Annotated in this window: 16 protein-coding genes; 7 read left to right on the forward strand and 9 right to left on the reverse strand. The window is 59.2% G+C overall.

Going from position 1 to position 17,849, the window contains the following annotated elements; all coding sequences use genetic code 11:
* The first annotated feature begins 73 nt into the window (after positions 1 to 73).
* From ACZ9IM_RS29550 to ACZ9IM_RS29570, 5 genes are all read left to right on the forward strand, one after another.
* Positions 74 to 1,408 carry a TRZ/ATZ family hydrolase gene (locus ACZ9IM_RS29550; protein ID WP_476225768.1) on the forward strand — a complete coding sequence of 445 codons (1,335 nt, stop codon included), beginning with the start codon at positions 74 to 76 and terminating at the stop codon, positions 1,406 to 1,408.
* A 71-nt stretch (positions 1,409 to 1,479) separates the two neighbouring features.
* Positions 1,480 to 2,178, forward strand: a complete 699-nt coding sequence (gene ubiG / locus ACZ9IM_RS29555; RefSeq protein ID WP_007899720.1) for a bifunctional 2-polyprenyl-6-hydroxyphenol methylase/3-demethylubiquinol 3-O-methyltransferase UbiG — start codon at positions 1,480 to 1,482, stop codon at positions 2,176 to 2,178.
* 4 nt (positions 2,179 to 2,182) lie between these two features.
* On the forward strand, positions 2,183 to 2,854 hold the full coding sequence (gene mupP, locus ACZ9IM_RS29560) for an N-acetylmuramic acid 6-phosphate phosphatase MupP (RefSeq protein WP_253550442.1): 672 nt from the start codon (positions 2,183 to 2,185) through the stop codon (positions 2,852 to 2,854).
* A gap of 207 nt (positions 2,855 to 3,061) precedes the next feature.
* Positions 3,062 to 3,802 (forward strand): YciK family oxidoreductase, encoded by a 741-nt coding sequence (locus ACZ9IM_RS29565; RefSeq protein WP_063341138.1) that lies wholly within the window; start codon positions 3,062 to 3,064, stop codon positions 3,800 to 3,802.
* Positions 3,803 to 4,176: 374 nt separating this feature from the next.
* Positions 4,177 to 5,103, forward strand: coding sequence for a GGDEF domain-containing protein (locus ACZ9IM_RS29570; RefSeq protein WP_192344035.1), 927 nt, complete (start codon positions 4,177 to 4,179; stop codon positions 5,101 to 5,103).
* Between the two features lie 189 nt (positions 5,104 to 5,292).
* On the opposite strand, the gene ACZ9IM_RS29575 is transcribed toward ACZ9IM_RS29570, so the two are convergent.
* The 7 genes from ACZ9IM_RS29575 to ACZ9IM_RS29605 all read right to left on the reverse strand — a co-directional run bounded on the left by ACZ9IM_RS29575 (position 5,293) and on the right by ACZ9IM_RS29605 (position 13,359).
* Entirely contained in the window at positions 5,293 to 6,054 is a 762-nt protein-coding gene (locus tag ACZ9IM_RS29575; protein ID WP_219734651.1) for a TenA family transcriptional regulator, read from the reverse strand.
* A 77-nt stretch (positions 6,055 to 6,131) separates the two neighbouring features.
* Positions 6,132 to 8,591, reverse strand: coding sequence for an EAL domain-containing protein (locus ACZ9IM_RS29580; RefSeq protein ID WP_476225769.1), 2,460 nt, complete (start codon positions 8,589 to 8,591; stop codon positions 6,132 to 6,134).
* Between the two features lie 196 nt (positions 8,592 to 8,787).
* Positions 8,788 to 10,605: an ABC transporter ATP-binding protein gene (locus ACZ9IM_RS29585; RefSeq protein ID WP_427625945.1), complete on the reverse strand. Its 1,818-nt coding sequence runs from the start codon at positions 10,603 to 10,605 to the stop codon at positions 8,788 to 8,790.
* The gene (locus ACZ9IM_RS29590; RefSeq protein ID WP_427625949.1) at positions 10,598 to 11,200 is read right to left on the reverse strand and encodes a DsbA family protein; all 603 of its coding nucleotides are present in this window, start codon (positions 11,198 to 11,200) and stop codon (positions 10,598 to 10,600) included. The genes ACZ9IM_RS29585 and ACZ9IM_RS29590 overlap by 8 nt, the downstream gene beginning before the upstream one ends.
* A 39-nt stretch (positions 11,201 to 11,239) precedes the next feature.
* On the reverse strand, positions 11,240 to 12,181 hold the full coding sequence (trhO, locus tag ACZ9IM_RS29595; protein WP_063341144.1) for an oxygen-dependent tRNA uridine(34) hydroxylase TrhO: 942 nt from the start codon (positions 12,179 to 12,181) through the stop codon (positions 11,240 to 11,242).
* A gap of 341 nt (positions 12,182 to 12,522) precedes the next feature.
* On the reverse strand, positions 12,523 to 12,822 hold the full coding sequence (locus ACZ9IM_RS29600) for a BolA family protein (protein WP_008005913.1): 300 nt from the start codon (positions 12,820 to 12,822) through the stop codon (positions 12,523 to 12,525).
* 12 nt (positions 12,823 to 12,834) lie between these two features.
* Positions 12,835 to 13,359, reverse strand: a complete 525-nt coding sequence (locus tag ACZ9IM_RS29605; protein WP_008005911.1) for a DUF2059 domain-containing protein — start codon at positions 13,357 to 13,359, stop codon at positions 12,835 to 12,837.
* 192 nt (positions 13,360 to 13,551) lie between these two features.
* Here ACZ9IM_RS29605 and ACZ9IM_RS29610 point away from each other — a divergent pair, with 192 nt between their 5' ends.
* Positions 13,552 to 14,946 carry a class II fumarate hydratase gene (locus ACZ9IM_RS29610; protein WP_476225770.1) on the forward strand — a complete coding sequence of 465 codons (1,395 nt, stop codon included), beginning with the start codon at positions 13,552 to 13,554 and terminating at the stop codon, positions 14,944 to 14,946.
* 130 nt (positions 14,947 to 15,076) lie between these two features.
* On the opposite strand, the gene ACZ9IM_RS29615 is transcribed toward ACZ9IM_RS29610, so the two are convergent.
* Positions 15,077 to 16,036 carry a DMT family transporter gene (locus tag ACZ9IM_RS29615; protein WP_427625943.1) on the reverse strand — a complete coding sequence of 320 codons (960 nt, stop codon included), beginning with the start codon at positions 16,034 to 16,036 and terminating at the stop codon, positions 15,077 to 15,079.
* A gap of 201 nt (positions 16,037 to 16,237) precedes the next feature.
* On the opposite strand from ACZ9IM_RS29615, the gene ACZ9IM_RS29620 reads away from it, so the two are divergent.
* Positions 16,238 to 16,432, forward strand: a complete 195-nt coding sequence (locus ACZ9IM_RS29620) for a DUF6316 family protein (protein ID WP_123494538.1) — start codon at positions 16,238 to 16,240, stop codon at positions 16,430 to 16,432.
* Positions 16,433 to 16,570: 138 nt separating this feature from the next.
* Here the strand turns inward: ACZ9IM_RS29620 and ACZ9IM_RS29625 are convergent, their stop codons facing one another.
* Positions 16,571 to 17,755, reverse strand: coding sequence for a thiolase family protein (locus ACZ9IM_RS29625; RefSeq protein WP_192344028.1), 1,185 nt, complete (start codon positions 17,753 to 17,755; stop codon positions 16,571 to 16,573).
* Positions 17,756 to 17,849: the final 94 nt, after the last annotated feature.

The raw sequence follows: 17,849 nt of genomic DNA on the forward strand, positions 1-17,849 counted from the left end.
TATAGCGATCCCCCCGCGAAGACGCTCGGGTATACTTCGCCATCCTTTACAAAAGCACTGGAACCGACTTTCGATGCCGACCCCCACCGCTGCGCTCGACCTGTTATTGCTGCCGACCTGGCTGGTACCTGTCGAACCGGCTGGCGTGGTCCTTAAAGAGCATGCCCTGGGCATCCGCGACGGTCGTATCGTATTTATCGGCCCGCGCGCAGCAGCCTTGAAGTTTAACGCAACCGAAGTCCGCGAATTGCCGGACATGTTGCTCAGCCCGGGCCTGATCAATGCTCACGGGCATGCGGCAATGACGCTGTTCCGCGGCCTGGCCGACGATCTGCCATTGATGACCTGGCTGGAAAACCACATCTGGCCGGCCGAAGCCAAGTGGGTCGACGAGGCTTTTGTACGCGATGGCACTGACTTGGCCATCGCCGAGCAGATCAAAGGCGGCATCACCTGTTTCTCCGACATGTATTTCTTCCCGAAGGTCGCCAGCGAACGCGTACATAACAGCGGCATTCGCGCCCAGATCGCCATTCCGATCCTCGATTTCCCGATTCCAGGCGCCGCCACGGCGGATGAAGCCATTCGTCAGGGCGTTGAATTATTCGGTGATCTCAAGCATCACGAGCGGATCAAAGTCACCTTTGGGCCCCATGCACCCTACACCGTGGGTGACGAAACCCTGGAAAAAATCCGGGTGATCGCCGAAGAGCTGGACACCTCGATTCACATGCACGTCCATGAAACCGCTTTCGAAGTGCAGCAGTCGGTCGAGCAGTGCGGCGAACGCCCTTTGGCCCGCCTCGGTCGCCTGGGCCTGCTCGGGCCGCGGCTGCAGGCCGTTCACATGACCCAGATCAGCGATGAAGACCTGATGCTGCTGGTAGAAAGTAACACCCATGTGATTCATTGCCCGGAGTCGAACCTGAAACTGGCCAGCGGTTTCTGCCCGGTCGAGCGTTTGTGGCGGGCCGGGGTCAATGTGGCGGTCGGCACCGATGGCGCGGCCAGCAATAATGACCTCGACCTGCTCGGCGAAACCCGCACCGCTGCGTTGCTGGCCAAGGCCGTCGCCGGGTCGGCCACGGCGCTGGACGCCCATCGCGCCCTGCGCATGGCCACGCTCAATGGCGCTCGCGCGCTGGGCATCGAAGCTGAAACGGGTTCGCTGGAAGTCGGTAAAGCGGCGGACATCGTCGCGTTCGACCTGTCTGGCCTGGCGCAGCAACCGGTCTACGACCCGGTTTCGCAACTGATCTATGCCACTGGCCGCGACTGCGTGAAACACCTTTGGGTTGCCGGCAAGCAACTGCTCGACGACCGTCGCTTGACCCGCCTGGATGAAGCACAGCTGTGTGCCACCGCCAGGGCCTGGGGCCAGCGCATCAGCGGCCACACCGAATCGTAAGCACCGAATTGTAAGCACCCTGGACCGAAACCGGGGCAACAGGATTTTTCAAGTTTTAGAGGACTGACACCATGAGCAACGTCGACTACGCCGAAATCGCCAAATTCGAAGCCCTGGCCCATCGCTGGTGGGACCGCGAAAGCGAGTTCAAACCGCTGCACGACATCAACCCGCTACGGGTCAACTGGATCGATGAGCGGGTCCATCTGGCCGGCAAGAAAGTCCTCGACGTCGGTTGCGGCGGCGGCATCCTCAGCGAAGCCATGGCTCAACGCGGCGCGACCGTAATGGGCATCGACATGGGCGAAGCGCCGCTGGCCGTCGCTCAGCTGCACCAACTGGAATCCGGCGTGAGCGTCGAGTACCGGCAGATCACCGCCGAAGCGCTGGCTGAAGAAATGCCCGAGCAATTCGACGTAGTGACTTGCCTGGAAATGCTTGAACACGTGCCGGATCCGTCGTCGGTCATCCGCGCCTGCTTCAAAATGGTCAAACCGGGCGGCCAGGTGTTCTTCTCCACCATCAACCGCAACCCGAAGGCCTATCTGTTCGCCATCGTCGGCGCCGAATACATCATGAAGTTGCTGCCGCGCGGCACCCACGACTTCAAGAAGTTCATCCGCCCCTCCGAGCTTGGCGCCTGGAGCCGCATGGCCGGCCTGACCGTCAAGGACATCATCGGCCTGACCTACAATCCGTTGACCAAGCATTACAAACTGGCGGCCGATGTGGACGTCAATTACATGATCCAGACCCTGCGCGAGGAGTAAGCCGATGCGTATCAGAGCAGTCCTTTTCGACATGGACGGCACCCTGCTCGACACTGCGCCGGATTTCATCGCCATCTGCCAGGCGATGCGCGCTGATCGTGGTTTGCCACCAATCAACACTCAACACATTCGTGATGAAATATCCGGCGGCGCCAAAGCGATGGTCGCCGCAAACTTTTCCATGGACCCGGAATCGCCGGGGTTCGAGGAGCTGCGTCAGGAATTTCTCGACCGCTACCTCAAGGGTTGCGCGGTCCACAGCCATCTGTTCGACGGTATGGCCGAGGTGCTGGAGAAAATCGAAAAGGCCAACCTGATCTGGGGCGTGGTCACTAACAAGCCGGTGCGTTTCGCCGAGCCGATCATGCAGCAGCTGGGCCTGGCCGAACGTTCGAAGGTGCTGATTTGCCCCGATCATGTGAAGAACAGCAAACCGGATCCGGAGCCGTTGATCCTGGCGTGCAAGATGCTCGACCTGGACCCGGCCAGCGTGCTGTTTGTGGGCGATGACCTGCGGGACATCGAGTCCGGCCGCGATGCCGGCACCAAAACCTGCGCGGTGACCTACGGTTATATTCACCCGGACGATAACCCCAAGCACTGGGGCGCGGACGTAGTGATCGATCATCCGCTGGCGTTGCTCGAGGTGCTGGATAACGCTTTGTGCAGTTGCTGACCTAATTGGGCGGCAGGAAGCATTTTGTGGCGAGGGGGCTTGCCCCCGTTGGGTCGCGAAGCGGCCCTCCATTCGGTACCTTCAGTCAGACCGTGTTCTCAGGTTTTACGACTGCTTCGCAGCCGAACGGGGGCAAGCCCCCTCGCCACAATAAGCTCCCTCGCCACAAGTACGATGCCTGCCTGTTGAATTGTTGTGAGGTTTTTTATGTTTGATTATTCCGCCCGCCCTGACTTGCTCAAGGACCGGGTCATCCTGGTCACCGGCGCTGGCCGTGGCATCGGCGCTGCCGCTGCAAAAACCTACGCCGCCCACGGCGCCACCGTGCTGCTGCTGGGCAAGACCGAGGCCAACCTGACTCAGGTCTATGACGAAATCGAAGCGGCCGGGCATCCACAACCGGCCGTGATTCCGTTCAATCTGGAAACCGCACTGCCTCATCAATACGATGAACTGGCAGCCATGATCGAGACCGAGTTCGGCCACCTCGACGGCTTGCTGCACAACGCATCAATCATCGGTCCACGCACCCCGATCGAACAGTTGTCCGGCGAGAATTTCATGCGCGTCATGCACGTCAACGTCAACGCCATGTTCATGCTCACCAGCACCCTGCTGCCACTGCTCAAGCTGTCTCAGGACGCCTCAGTGGTGTTCACCTCCAGCAGCGTCGGTCGCAAGGGCCGTGCGTACTGGGGCGCTTACGGCGTTTCCAAGTTCGCCACCGAAGGCCTGATGCAAACCCTGGCCGACGAAGTAGACACCGTGGCACCGGTGCGCTCCAACAGCATCAACCCCGGCGCCACCCGCACCAGCATGCGCGCTCAGGCCTACCCCGGTGAAAACCCTCTGAACAATCCGACACCCGAGGAGATCATGCCGGTCTACCTTTACCTCATGGGTCCGGACAGCACCGGCATCAATGGCCAGGCATTCAACGCTCAGTAGTGCCCGTGCGTCGCTTTTCTGCCGCGACGGCTTCCCGCCGCGGCATTCAAACCCGGTGGTAACTACCCCTGCTTCAAGTCAAATAAATGTCACCACGCGGCGCAACTCCCCGTGCACAACCTTCCAGCATATTGATTTTTAAAACTTTTTATTCGACTGAACCGAATGGCACGACTTTCGCTCTAATTTTGTTCAGACACGCCGTGTGAAAGCAGACGAGGCGGAGCTTGAGCCGAGAGGTTACTAATCTTCGGCAAAGCGGACTAAACTCGTGCCAAATGTCCTACGGGACTGATGGACCAGTATGACGCGCAGCCCAAAGCCGCTCTCACCCAGCCTGTAAGACAGCCTTACTGCTTAGGGGCTCACGCCATATGAAATCACCTTCCCAGACCAACGCAATTGACTTCGACAGTGCCAAATTGCAACGCCTGGGCTTTGGTCAGCAGCCTCCCCTCCTGGAGCGGCCCGACAGTCTTGCGCAGTTGCGCCAAACGCTGGGCCTGCAACTGCAAACCAGTCTTGAGCCGCAACGCATTCTCGGACTTTTCTTCCGTGAAATTCAGCGCCTTGTGCCGCTGGATGCCTTGAGTTACGAACATCAGCCCAGCGACTTGCGCCTGCAATTCGGCGCGCGAGGCCATCATTCAATCAGCTACAGCCTCAGCCATGAAGGCGAGCAATTGGGTGAGCTGGTGTTCCGTCGCAATCAGCGTTTCAGCGAACAGGAACAGGGCAACCTGGAGTCACTGTTGTCGACCCTGCTCTTCCCCATGCGAAACGCCCTGCTCTACCGAGCGGCGACTCAAAGTGCATTGCGTGATCCGCTGACCGATACCGGCAACCGCATCGCCATGGATCAGACGCTGGAACGGGAAATCGAGATGTCGCGGCGACACTCGCAACCCCTGTCGCTGCTGATGCTGGACATCGATCATTTCAAACAGATCAACGACACCTACGGGCACAGCGCCGGCGATGAAGTGCTGAAGGCCGTGGCCGCCTCGATCAAAAATCAGTTGCGCAACGTCGATATGGTGTTCCGGTTTGGTGGCGAAGAATTCCTGATTCTGCTTTCCAACACCAGTCGGGAAGCAGCAGCCATGGTCGGTGAACGACTGCGGTTTGCGGCGCAGGCTCAGGACTATGTAGCCGAGGGCAAGATGATCGAACTGACGGTCAGCATCGGTTGCTCGACGCTGCTTCCCGGCGAGTCTGCCGAGAGTTTGTTGCGACGGGCCGACAGTGCGTTGTATGTGGCCAAGCGTGAGGGGCGTAACCGGTTGGCAATGGCAGGCTGATATTTCAGCACCGCTGTATAACCAATGTGGGAGCGGGCCCGTGGCGAGGGGGCTCGCCCCCGTTGGCTGCGAAGCAGCCCCCAAATCTCTGATGCACCAAAGATCTTGTGAGTGCTACGCACTCAAACGGGGGCGAGCCCCCTCGCCACAGGCCCGCTCCCACATTTGGTTTGTGTTGTTTTCAGGGGATCAGCTTTCAGCCAACGCCATCCGCTCACGGGCTACCGGGGTTTTCACTGCCAATTCCAACTGCATGCAACGTTCCAGGAACAGGTACATGTAGTCGTAACTTTTGCAGACAGCCTGGCGCAATTCCACTTGCAGCGCTTTGCTCGGGTTCATGCCCGCCAAGGTGCAGATGATTTCCAACGCTTCCCATGGATGGGCATCGTCGTACTGGGCATGCATCTTCAACCACTTCATGGCCCGCTTGCGATCTTCCTCGGGGAACGAGGCCGCATAGACGCCATTGGAGCAAACCAGGGCCGACCACTCCCCGGTCGCCCCTTCGATGGCGTAATTGGTGGCGGCGATGGCCACGATCAGCGAGTCCGACGAACTGGTGTGCCAGCACCAATGGCTCAAGGCGTGAAGCTCTGGTGCCACGTGTTGCGCTTGCAGATCTTCCAGGCTGATACCGTGGGCACGACTCCAGTGGACCCAGTAGTCGGCATGGTTCAATTCGACGCGAATGTTGCGCATCAGCCAGCGACGCGCCATGTCTTCGCCAGGGTGGCGCGCAAACCGGGTCTTGGTCAGGTTCTGTGCCATATATAGAGCGAACTGTTCGACCACCGGCCAGCCACCAATAAGGTACTGACGCATGGTTTTTGCACTGAGTCTGTTATCTCGCATGCGTTGATACAGTTCGTGTCCGACAACCCGGCGCTTGCTCTCGCTGCAATCCTGGATCAGTTGCTGAGCCCAGGCGGGGTAACTTGCAGCTTCCATGAGTGGTCCGGTTCTGTTGAATGTATCGATCACTGTCGCGCTCCTTTTGATTGTGATTTTAAGATCAACAAGAGATTTCAACGGAACGTGCCCGGCGCCTTGAACAACAAGGATCGGGGCCTGGCAGGACGACTTTGCAAACTATCCCAGGTAAACAGATGCGGGCGTTCAATCACATACCCTTGAGCGTAATCCACTCCGATCTCCAGCAATGCCTGCTCGATCTGAGGTGTTTCAACGAACTCTGCAATCGTGCGCTTACCCATGACATGACCGATGTGATTGATCACTTCGACCATGGCGCGGTTAATCGGGTCGTCCAGCATATCCTTTACGAAACTCCCGTCGATCTTCAGGAAGTCTACAGGTAAATGTTTCAAGTAAGCGAATGAGGACATACCGGCACAAAAGTCATCTAGCGAAAAATGACAACCTAAACCTTTGAGTTCATTGATAAATTTAGTTGCGCTAGCCAGATTTGCAATCGCGCTGGTTTCTGTAATTTCAAAACAAATCATTTCAGGTGGAATTGAATATGCAACAAACTGTTCACGAAGGAAGTCCAGAAACGCCTCATCTCCGATAGTGATACCTGACAGATTTATCGCACACATGGCCAACGGCCCTTCGCGCTCTTCGGCGACGCACTGGGCAATGACTTTGAAAACGTTCTCCACCACCCAACGATCAATCGATGTCATCAAACCGTAACGCTCGGCGGCCGGAATGAAACTGTCCGGCAGAATCATGCGTCCCGCTTCGTCATGCAGGCGCAGCAGTATTTCGATATGCCCGCCGCCATGCTCACCAGGGCCAAGAGGCGCGATTTCCTGGGCGTACAGGCAGAAGCGGTCTTCTTCCAGCGCCACGTGCAGGCGCTGCACCCAGGCCATTTCGCCAAACCGCAAGGACAACTCCGAGTCGTCGGCGTGATAGACCTGAACCCGGTTGCGGCCCTTTTCCTTGGCCATATAACAGGCCATGTCAGCGGCACGCAATGAAGCTTCAAGGGTGGCCGGACTCTGGACCACATGCACCAGGCCAATGCTCACGGTGGTCACGAACGGCCGGCCTTTCCAGACAAAATGCAGGTTCTGCACGGTCTGGCGCAGGCCTTCGGCGATTTTCTCGGCCGCTTGCGGCGCGCAGTTTTCCAACAGAACGCCAAACTCGTCACCCCCTAGCCGGGCCAGGGTGTCGCCTTCGCGCAAACCTGATTGCAACAACGCACAGATATGCCGCAACAACTCGTCGCCCGCCGCATGACCGCAGGTGTCGTTGACCAGTTTGAATTGATCCAGGTCGAGAAACATCAAGGCGTGACGCCCCGCCTGGCGCGTCAGGTTATGCAGGGCCTGCTCCAGCCGATATTCGAACTCGCGGCGGTTGGCCAATCCGGTCAGAGCATCATGAGTCGCCTGCCATGACAGATTGGCGATGTATTGCCGCTCCTGGGTCATGTCATGCAGCACCAGCACGGTGCCACTGACCCTGCCCGTATTGCGGATCGGCGCGCCGACCAGAGTGACCGAAACCGTGCTGCCATCCAGACGCTGGATCAGTTTTGAATGCTCGCTGCCACCGCTGAGCTGACCGCTCAAAATGTGCTCGATCAAGGTAAAACCGTCGGCCTGAGCGTCCTCATCCAGCAGATTGAACAGCGCCGCCAATGGCAACCCCGCCGCCTGTTCGGCCTTCCAGTGAGTCAAGGCCTCGGCGGCCGGATTCATATAGACAATCGCGCCCTCGACGTCCGTGGTGATCACCCCGTCGCCAATCGATTGCAGAGTGATCTGTGCCCGGTCTTTCTCCAACTGCAAGGCATCGGCGAAGGCATGGCGCTGCTTGAGCAGTTTATGCGTACGCAACAGAGCTAACACAATCAAGCCCAACGCAGTGGCCAGGTTCGTCACCAACAGCAGCCGGAGAATCACCCGTGAGCCTTCGCCCAAGGCATCGCTGAACGCTTTGGCGGCGGGCGTCACGCCATCGTTGATGGCAAAAATCTGCTCTTTCCAGCGTTTGACGTCGGCATCGGTGACCTGGCTATCGGCAATACGCTGATGCATCTCCCGTGCGACGTCATCGAGTCGCACCAGATACGCGTCACCGACCGTCCACAGCTCGATGGCTTTCTCCAGGTAACTGAAATTCCGGAAATTGAGGTACAGCCAAATCAAACTGGAGACGTCGTCCGGGTGGTTGCCGCCCTTGAGGATCGCGATTCGCGCTGCCTCGATATTCGGTGGCTGATGGTCCAGCGCCAGACGCAATTCATGGCCACCCTGAGGCACCGCAATCGCGCTCTGGTATTTGAGAAAAATCGTTTCGTCGCGACTGTCGGCGTAGAGATTGAGGTAATAGATGGCGTCTTTCTGGCCCTTGGACCACAGGCTTTCCCCGCCGACGTAACCGCGAACCGCCGAAAGAACGTAAAGACTGCCGCCTCCCAACAATGCCTGAAATAACACGACGGCGATAAAAGGCCAGACGATGCCCAACAACCGAGGGGTTGCGAGAGTCCTTTTTGGCTTCATGAGGTCCCTTGTCTTAACACTGCTCGATCGTCGTCCGGACGAAAACGCTACCGCTAGACTAGGATGGGTTCTCACTCTAGGCAAGCCGGGGACGCTCATGCTCAACAGCAGCACAGTCCCGGCGATTCAGGGCTGGCTCGTCTTCATGTGCTAATCCTTGCCGGGGAAAATGCCCTGAACGTCTTGTGGCATTAATCTAGTGCTGCTGTAAATGCCCATAAAGCTTGGCGTACAAACCACCATCGGCAATCAGCTGCTGATGGTCGCCATCCTCGGCAACCTGGCCACCGTCGAACACCAGCACTCGGTCAGCCTGCTTCACGGCCGACAACCGGTGCGCAATGATCAGCGTGGTGCGGTGACTCAAGAACCGCGCCAGTGCCTGGTGCAGGTTGTATTCGGTGGCCGCGTCCAGGGCGGACGTGGCCTCGTCGAGGATTACCACTTTGGGTTCGGCCAACACCATCCGCGCAATCGCCAGGCGTTGACGCTGCCCGCCGGATAAACGCACACCGGAGCGCCCGACAATACTGTCCAGGCCATTGGGCAATTCACGCACCGTGTTGTGCAGTTGAGCAATTTCCAATGCCTGCCAGCAGGCTTCATCGCTGCGTTCGCGGCCCATGGTCAGGTTGGCGCGCACGGTGTCGTTGAACAGTGCCGGGTGCTGCAAGACCACGGCGACATTTTCACGCACGGTTTCCAGGCCGATCTCTTCCTGAGTCGAACCACCGAAACGGATGGTGCCGGCCAGCGGTGTGTACAAGCCCAGCAGCAACTGCACCAGGGTGCTTTTGCCTCCCCCGCTGGCGCCGACAATCGCGACTTTTTCACCGGGGGCAATCGACAGGTTCATTTGGTTCAGCACCAATTCGTCGCCATAGCCGAAACTCAATCCCTGAACTTCGATGCCTACCGTGTCGCGCCCCTGAAACGGGTCGACACTGCCGCTGTATTGCGGCTCATCAGCACGGGCCAGCAACTCGTTGATGCGCGACAGCGCACCGCCAGCGGCGTAAAAGGCGTACTGCAGGTTGAGCAGTTGTTCCACCGGACCGATCATGAACCACAGGTAGCTGAACACGGCCAGCATCTGGCCGATGGACAGGTCGGAAAACAGCACGGTGAGCATGGCCGCAGCGCGAAAAATATCGATGCCGAACTGGAACAACAAGCCGCTGGCGCGGTTCGATGCATCGGTTTTCCACTGCGAGTTCACCGCGTAATCGCGCACTTCACGCGCTCGCTGGCCCAGCCGTCCGAGGAAAAAGCCCTGCCGATTACCGGCGCGCACTTCCTGGATGGCATCCAGGGTTTCGGTCAAGGCCTGGGTGAAGCGCGAGGTGCTGTCGTTCTCGAGTTTCTTCAGGTGTTTGACCCGCTTGCCCAACTGCACCGTGGCATAGATCACCAGCGGGTTGAACAGCAGGATCAGCAGCGCGAGTTTCCAGTGCATCCACATCAGGATCGAGGCGGTGCCCACCAGCGTCAGCATGGCCACGAGGAAACGACTGAGGGTTTCGCCGACGAATTTGTCCACGGTGTCCAGGTCGGTGACCAGGTGCGTAGTCACCGTGCCGCTGCCCAGGCTTTCGTATTCGCCCAGCGAGATACATTTGAGCCGTTCGATCAACCGCACCCGAATCCGATACACGATGTCCTTGGCCAGCGCCGCAAACAACTTCGCCTGCACCACGTTGAACAACAACGCCGCACAGCGTAGTGCCAGAGTCACCAGCAGCATCAGGCCAATGTAACCCGCAGCTTTCTGCCAGACGTCGGGCAGCGCATGGTTCATGATTTTCAGCGCGGCGTCGCCGTGGCCCAGCAGCACTTCGTCCACCAGCAACGGCAACAGCAAGGGGATCGGCACGCTGCACAGCGTTGCCAATACCGCGACGCCGTTGGCGATCCACAGGGATTTTTTATGGTGAAGGGCCAGGCGACGGATTTCTGCCCAGCTCAGACGGTCGACACGTGCAGGGGCTGGAACGTTGTCGGGCAGGTCATGCACAGGCAGCGCGCTCCAGCCAGCGGCCGAGCAATGGTGACAACACATTCAAAGGTTGATACCCATTGGTCAGCAACGCCAATTGACCATCACGCTCTGCCAGCAAGGTCGGGAAACCGGCAATGCCCAGGTCCTGGACCCAGGTGAAATCGGCAGCGGTCGCGGCGTGCTGATCGGCACGGTCGAACGCGGCGGCGAACTCGATGCGCGGCAAACCGGCCTGCTCCGCCAGTTCCACCAACACGCTGGCGCGGGTGACATCACGCCCCTCGGCATAGAACGCATGCTGGATCAGCCCGAGCAGTTTCCAGGCGCAGTCCGGCGCCAGGCTGCGCGCCGTCACCAGCGCCCGACAGGCAGGCTCGGTGTCGTAGACAAACCCGTCGGGCAACGCGCCTTCAAACTTGAACGGCTGGCCGGTGGCCTCGGTGACCGCCTGCCAGTGCTCAAGGATATAGCGCCGGGTGGTCGGCTCCAATGCTGAGCCGCTGCCGGTGCGCAAACCGCCGACGACCAGATGCACGTCCACCCCCGCCGCCTGCGCCTGCTCGACCAGCGCGTTGGCCACTGGCGCAAAGCCCCAGCACCAGGAACACATCGGGTCCATCACATAGAGCAGGCGACGTACAGACATGGTTCAAGCCTCGGAAGGAGTTTGCTTGTAGTTGTAACCGATCGGGTGCGGCAGGTTGCGCGCCTTGGCCAGTTCGATCTGCTTCTGCCGGTCGATGGCACTGCGACGGGTTTTCTCGCTCAGCTTATCCCAGCAATGCGGGCAACTGATGCCGGCCACATAGTGCTCGGACGCGCGGTCTTCGACGCTGACAGGCGTACGACAGGCATGACATTGATCGTAGTCGCCTTCACTGAGATCGTGACGAACGGTCACGCGGTTATCGAACACGAAGCAGTCGCCCTGCCATTTGGTTTCTTCCTGCGGCACCTCTTCGAGGTACTTCAGAATGCCGCCCTTGAGGTGATAGACCTCATCGAAACCCTGGCTGAGCATGTAGCTCGAAGCCTTTTCGCAGCGAATGCCGCCGGTGCAGAACATCGCGACTTTCTTGTGCACCGCCGGGTCGAAATGGGCTTTGATGTAGTCGGGGAATTCGCGAAAACTGGTGGTCTTCGGATCGATGGCGCCTTCGAAGGTGCCAATCGAGACTTCGTAATCGTTGCGGGTGTCGATCAGCAGCACTTCGGGATCGCTGATCAGCGCGTTCCAGTTTTGCGGATCCACATAGGTGCCGACCTTTTTGTTCGGGTCCACGCCTTCAACGCCCAGGGTGACGATTTCTTTCTTGAGTTTGACTTTGGTGCGGTAGAACGGCTGCTCATCGCAGTACGATTCTTTGTGGTCGATGTCGTCCATGCGCGGGTCGTTCTTGAGCCAGGCCATCAGCCCGTCAATGCCTTCGCGGCTGCCGGACACGGTGCCGTTGATGCCTTCTTCGGCGATCAGCAGCGTGCCTTTGATGCCGTTGTCGACCATCGCTTGCAGCAGCGGCTCGCGCAGGGCGACGTAATCTTCCAGGGTGACGAACTTATACAGTGCCGCCACGACAATCTGTTGTGTCATGGGTAATTCTCCAGGTGGCTACCCTCGTAAGGGGTGAACCGGATGCGAAAAAAAACGCGCCGGGTGAGCGGCGCGTTGCGGATTCTAGCAAAAACCGTGTGGCTTTAGGACTGTGATCTGTAAGGTCTGGTACAAACCATTCCATTGTGGCGAGGGGGCTTGCCCCCGTTGGGGCGCGAGGCGGCCCCTTTAAAAAAACAGACGCCACCTCGGTGTATCAGACAAACCGAGCGTGCCGGTTTTACGACTGCTTCGCAGCCGAACGGGGGCAAGCCCCCTCGCCACAGCAAGCTCCCTCGCCACAACAGCCCTTCAGCCCTTCAGCCCTTCAGCCCGTCACATTAATGTTTGCTACCGCCAGCACAGGTCGGCGAGGCCGGGGCCGCGTCGATCTGTGCCCATTCTTGCGGCGTGTAGGTATGCAGCGCCAACGCATGGAACTCGCCCATCAGTTCGCCCAAAGTGCCGTACACCTTCTGGTGACGCTTGACGCGATTGAGGCCCTCGAACTGCTGGCTGACCACCACGGCTTTGAAGTGGGTCTGCAACCCACGGCTGTGCATGTGGCTTTCATCCAGCACTTGCAGGTGCTCGGGCTGTAGCAGCCCGAGCGTCGATTCGATGCGTTGTTGCATGGTCATCCCGAACTCCGCTTAAGGCTTTTTCTTGGCAGGAGCAGCGGCGCCTTTAGGCTCCAGCTCGGCCGTCATGTCAGCCAGCAGTTTGTTGACCACAGGCACCGCGCTTTCCAGCTTGGCCTGGGTCATCTGGGCCGATTGCTGAGTCAGCTGCGGCATTTTTTCCAGGACTTTCTTGCCCAGTGGAGACTGGTAGAACGCAACCAGATCCTTGAGCTCGGATTCGCTGAAATTGGTGGTGTAAAGCTTGACCATGTCTGGCTTCAGCTTGTTCCAGCCAATGGCTGCGTCCAGAGCGGCGTTGGCCTTGGCTTGATAGGTTTCCAGCAGGGCTTTTTTCGATTCAGGGGCTTTGGTCTGTTCAAAGCGCTGAGCGAACATTTGCTGCACTTGCATGTACACCGGAGTGCCCAATTTGTCAGCGTGCGCCAGGGTCAGGAAAGCTTCGGCACTGGCGTTGTGGCTGGCGGTATCGGCAAAAACCTGGCCGCTGGCGCAAACCAGTGCAACCGCGGTACAGATGGCACGAAGACGAGTCATCGAGTTTCCTTTTCTAGCAGGCGAGGCAAAACCTCAAGGGCGTCCATTCTGCACCTAAAAAAGTGTGTCACTCAACCCCAAGCCTTGTCGCGCCTGATTTAGAGGGGTTGAACGGTCAAATTCCAGACTGATGGAACCACGGCCGGCGATCACGGCCTAAACTGCGCTATCAGACCTACAGGAGTGTGCATGATGAGCCGTATCGAAACCGACAGCCTGGGCCAGGTAGAAGTCCCGGATGACGCTTACTGGGGCGCTCAGACGCAACGCTCGCTGATCAACTTCGCCATCGGCAACGAGCGCATGCCGCTGGCCGTGCTGCACGCCCTGGCCCTGATCAAGAAAGCCGCGGCGCGCGTCAACGATCGCAACGGTGACCTGCCCGCCGACATCGCCCGGCTGATCGAACAGGCCGCCGACGAAGTGCTCGACGGTGACCATGACCAGCAGTTCCCGCTGGTGGTCTGGCAGACCGGCAGCGGCACCCAGAGCAACATGAACGTCAACGAAGTGATCGCCGGTCGCGCCAACGAACTGGCCGGCAACCCGCGCGGCGGCAAGACGCCGGTGCATCCCAACGATCACGTCAACCGTTCCCAGAGTTCCAACGATTGCTTCCCCACAGCCATGCACATCGCGACGGCTCAGGCGGTGCAGCAGCATTTGCTGCCGGCGATCAGCGAATTGTCGGGCGGGTTGGCGGAGTTGTCCGCACGACACATGAAACTGGTCAAGACCGGTCGTACCCATATGATGGACGCCACGCCGATTACCTTCGGCCAGGAACTCTCAGCGTTCATCGCGCAACTGGATTACGCCGAACGGGCGATCCGTAGCGCGCTGCCGGCCGTCTGTGAGCTGGCCCAGGGCGGCACTGCGGTCGGCACCGGATTGAACTCGCCCCACGGTTTTGGCGAAGCGATCGCGGCTGAACTGGCCGCCCTCTCCGGCCTGCCGTTCGTTACGGCCCCCAATAAATTTGCCGCCCTGGCCGGCCACGAGCCGCTGGTCACTCTTTCCGGCGCCCTGAAGACCCTTGCCGTGACCTTGATGAAAATCGCCAACGACTTGCGCCTGCTGGGCTCCGGGCCGCGAGCAGGGTTGGCCGAAGTGAAACTGCCGGCCAATGAGCCCGGTAGCTCGATCATGCCCGGCAAGGTCAACCCGACTCAGTGCGAAGCCCTGTCGATGCTGGCCTGTCAGGTATTGGGCAATGACGTTGCCATCGGTTTTGCCGCCAGTCAGGGCCATCTGCAATTAAACGTGTTCAAACCGGTGATCATCCATAACCTGCTGCAATCGATCCGCTTACTGGGCGATGGCTGCAGTAACTTCCAGCAGCATTGCATCGCCGGGCTGGAACCGGATGTCGAGAAAATGGCCGAGCACCTGGAACAAGGCTTGATGCTGGTGACGGCGCTGAACCCGCATATCGGCTACGACAAGTCGGCGGAGATTGCCAAGAAGGCTTACAGCGAGGGGCTGACCCTGCGTGAGGCGGCGTTGCAGCTGGGCTATCTGACAAATGAAGAGTTTGATGCGTGGGTGAGGCCGGAGGATATGTTGGAGGCTGGCAAGCAGGGGTGAATCGCCACCACCCCTGATCGTTCCCACGCTCTGCGTGGGAATGCCTCAATTGACGCTCTGCGTCCGCTTTTGGGACGCAGAGCGTCCCTGGCTGCATTCCCACGCGGAGCGTGGGAACGATCATCGCAATCTAACTGGCCGCCATCCGCACCCGCCGTGCCCTGAGCCCCGCCATCAACGATGGCCCCAACGCCACCAGCACCGACCCCAATACCACCAGCACCGCCCCGCCATAACCCAGGCCGTTGATCTGCTCGGCATGCACATACTCAGGCCATAACCACGCGGCCACGGCCACAGCAGCAAAGGTCACCAGCGGCGTGATCGCGAGCGTCGCGCTGACCCGCGAAGCTTCCCAATGGGCCAGGGCTTCGGCGAAGGCGCCATAAGCGATCAGGGTGTTCAAACAGCACGCCAGCAGCAGCCAGCCTTGCAACGGACTCAATTGCAGCGCTTCCAGCGGGTGCACCCATGGCGTCAGCAACAGCGCACAAAACAGGTAAATCACCATCATCACCTGCAACGAATTCCATACTGTGAGCAACTGCTTCTGGCCCAAGGCATAGAAGGTCCAGACCGTGGACGCCAACAGCACCATCAACACGCCGGCGGTGTAATCGGTCAGGGAGGTGAGCAGTTCACTCAAGCGCTGATTGAAGAACAGTGCAAAGCCGATCAGCAGCACCAACAGGCCAATCCCCTGCCCCACGCTGAACCGTTCCTTGAACACGAACAGACTGGCGATCAGCAACATGATCGGGCCCATCTGCACCACCAGTTGCGCGGTGCCGGGGCTGAGCAGGTTCAGCCCCATCAGGTACAACACGTAGTTGCCGACCAGTCCGAGTACTGCCATCAACACCAGCCAGCCACCGCGCGGGCCGAGGACTTTGCGACTCGGCAGGCGTTTGGTCGCCGCCAGATAAATGAACAGACAACCGCCGGACACCAGCAGCCGAAACCAGGTCACGGTCACCGGGTCCATCACCAGCAGCACTTGCTTGAGCTTGATCGGCAGGATTCCCCACAGCAACGCGGTCAGCAAGGCCAAGCACAGACCATAAACCCAGCGACCTGATGAAATATGCATGCTGACCCCGAAGCCGATTGGCGAAAACGGTCATTCTAGGCTCAGACGGGAGCGCGACACAGGGACAGTTGCCGACGGGCCGCTAATGAAACTGTGCAGGTCGCACCATAAAGTTGACGATATGCCGTCGATCAGGTGGCCAGGCGTGGCAAGTGGTTCATGCATAAGCTCATTGAAACCGTCACCCGCAGGAGATCGCCCATGTACGGCATGCGCGCCCAAGACAACGCCCCCGCCACCCACTTTCGTTGTGACCGCTTGTGTCGTGTGAATGGAGAGTTGTATTTCACCACGCGGGAACACACGCTGGAGGGTCCGTTTGAAAACCGGGAAGCAGCGGTGCGTGAGATTCAAGCGTATATCGAGCGGATGCAGTTCTTGTGCATGAGCCGGTAAACCGCGGCGCCTGCATCGCGAGCAGGCTCGCTCCCACAGTGGATCAATGGTGAACACAAGATTGGTGAACACCAGTGATCAATGTGGGAGCGAGCCTGCTCGCGATAGCGGTCAGCCAGACAACACGAATTCGCAGATTTAACGCACCGCCTCAAACAACCCCGTAGCCCCCATCCCGCCCCCCACGCACATGGTGACGATGCCGTAGCGCAGGTTACGCCGCTGCAATTCACGAACGATGTGCCCGACCTGACGCGAGCCGGTCATGCCGAACGGATGGCCGATGGCAATCGAACCGCCGTTGACGTTGTATTTGTCGTTGTCGATTTCCAACCGATTGCGGCTGTACAGGCATTGCGAGGCGAACGCTTCGTTGAGTTCCCACAGATCAATGTCGGCAACCTGCAATCCCTTCGCCTTGAGCAACTTCGGCACCGAAAACACCGGGCCGATGCCCATTTCGTCTGGCTGACACCCGGCCACGGCAAAACCGCGGAAGAAGGCTTTGGGCTTGAGCCCCAGCGCCAGGGCTTTTTCCAGGCTCATCACCAGGGTCATCGAAGCGCCGTCGGACAGTTGCGACGAGTTGCCAGCGGTCACCGAGCCGTCCTCGGCAAACACCGGTTTCAACCCGGCCAGGCTTTGCAGCGTGGTGTCCGGGCGGTTGCAGTCATCGTGATCGACGATGCCGTCGAGAATCTGCACTTGACCGGTGGCCTTGTCTTCAACGCGATATTTCACCGCCATCGGCACGATTTCATCGTTGAACAACCCGGCGGCCTGCGCCAGGGCGGTACGTTGCTGGCTTTGCAGGGCGTACACATCCTGGTCCTGGCGACTGACGTCGTAACGACGCGCGACGATCTCGGCGGTCTGGCCCATGGGGAAATAGATGCCCGGCACCTGCTCTTTCAGCAGCGGGTTGATCAGGTTGTCGGTGTTGACGCTTTTCATGGTCAGGCTGATCGACTCGACGCCACCCGCGACAATGATGTCGCTGCAGCCCGAAGCGATCTGATTGGCGGCAATGGCGATGGCCTGCAAGCCCGATGAACAGAAGCGGTTAAGGGTCATGCCACCGGTGCCGATGCCCAGGTGCGATAGCACCGCGACGTTACGGCCGATATTGAAGCCCTGGGCTCCTTCATTGGAGCCGGCGCCGACGATGCAATCCTCGACGCTGGCCGGGTCGACGTCATTGCGCGTGAGCAGCGCATTGACACAGTGGGCCGCCATGTCGTCCGGGCGGGTCATGTTGAACTTGCCGCGAAAGGATTTGGCCAGGCCGGTCCGTACGCTGTCGACGATCACCACTTCACGCATGGCATACACCTCATTGTTGTTGTCAGTCAGGAGTTGGACCGAGCATAAGTCCACCCTATGACTGACCGCGACAATCATTCACCCCGCGTATGCG

The organism is Pseudomonas sp. TE12508, from assembly GCF_056279485.1.

Coding starts and splice junctions, on each gene's coding strand:
- ACZ9IM_RS29550 (WP_476225768.1), top strand. CDS start 74: ATGCCGACCCCCACCGCTGCGCTCGACCTGTTATTGCTGCCGACCTGG.
- ubiG (WP_007899720.1), top strand. CDS start 1,480: ATGAGCAACGTCGACTACGCCGAAATCGCCAAATTCGAAGCCCTGGCC.
- mupP (WP_253550442.1), top strand. CDS start 2,183: ATGCGTATCAGAGCAGTCCTTTTCGACATGGACGGCACCCTGCTCGAC.
- ACZ9IM_RS29565 (WP_063341138.1), top strand. CDS start 3,062: ATGTTTGATTATTCCGCCCGCCCTGACTTGCTCAAGGACCGGGTCATC.
- ACZ9IM_RS29570 (WP_192344035.1), top strand. CDS start 4,177: ATGAAATCACCTTCCCAGACCAACGCAATTGACTTCGACAGTGCCAAA.
- ACZ9IM_RS29575 (WP_219734651.1), bottom strand. CDS start 6,054: ATGGAAGCTGCAAGTTACCCCGCCTGGGCTCAGCAACTGATCCAGGAT.
- ACZ9IM_RS29580 (WP_476225769.1), bottom strand. CDS start 8,591: ATGAAGCCAAAAAGGACTCTCGCAACCCCTCGGTTGTTGGGCATCGTC.
- ACZ9IM_RS29590 (WP_427625949.1), bottom strand. CDS start 11,200: ATGTGTTCCTGGTGCTGGGGCTTTGCGCCAGTGGCCAACGCGCTGGTC.
- trhO (WP_063341144.1), bottom strand. CDS start 12,181: ATGACACAACAGATTGTCGTGGCGGCACTGTATAAGTTCGTCACCCTG.
- ACZ9IM_RS29600 (WP_008005913.1), bottom strand. CDS start 12,822: ATGACCATGCAACAACGCATCGAATCGACGCTCGGGCTGCTACAGCCC.
- ACZ9IM_RS29605 (WP_008005911.1), bottom strand. CDS start 13,359: ATGACTCGTCTTCGTGCCATCTGTACCGCGGTTGCACTGGTTTGCGCC.
- ACZ9IM_RS29610 (WP_476225770.1), top strand. CDS start 13,552: ATGAGCCGTATCGAAACCGACAGCCTGGGCCAGGTAGAAGTCCCGGAT.
- ACZ9IM_RS29615 (WP_427625943.1), bottom strand. CDS start 16,036: ATGCATATTTCATCAGGTCGCTGGGTTTATGGTCTGTGCTTGGCCTTG.
- ACZ9IM_RS29620 (WP_123494538.1), top strand. CDS start 16,238: ATGTACGGCATGCGCGCCCAAGACAACGCCCCCGCCACCCACTTTCGT.
- ACZ9IM_RS29625 (WP_192344028.1), bottom strand. CDS start 17,755: ATGCGTGAAGTGGTGATCGTCGACAGCGTACGGACCGGCCTGGCCAAA.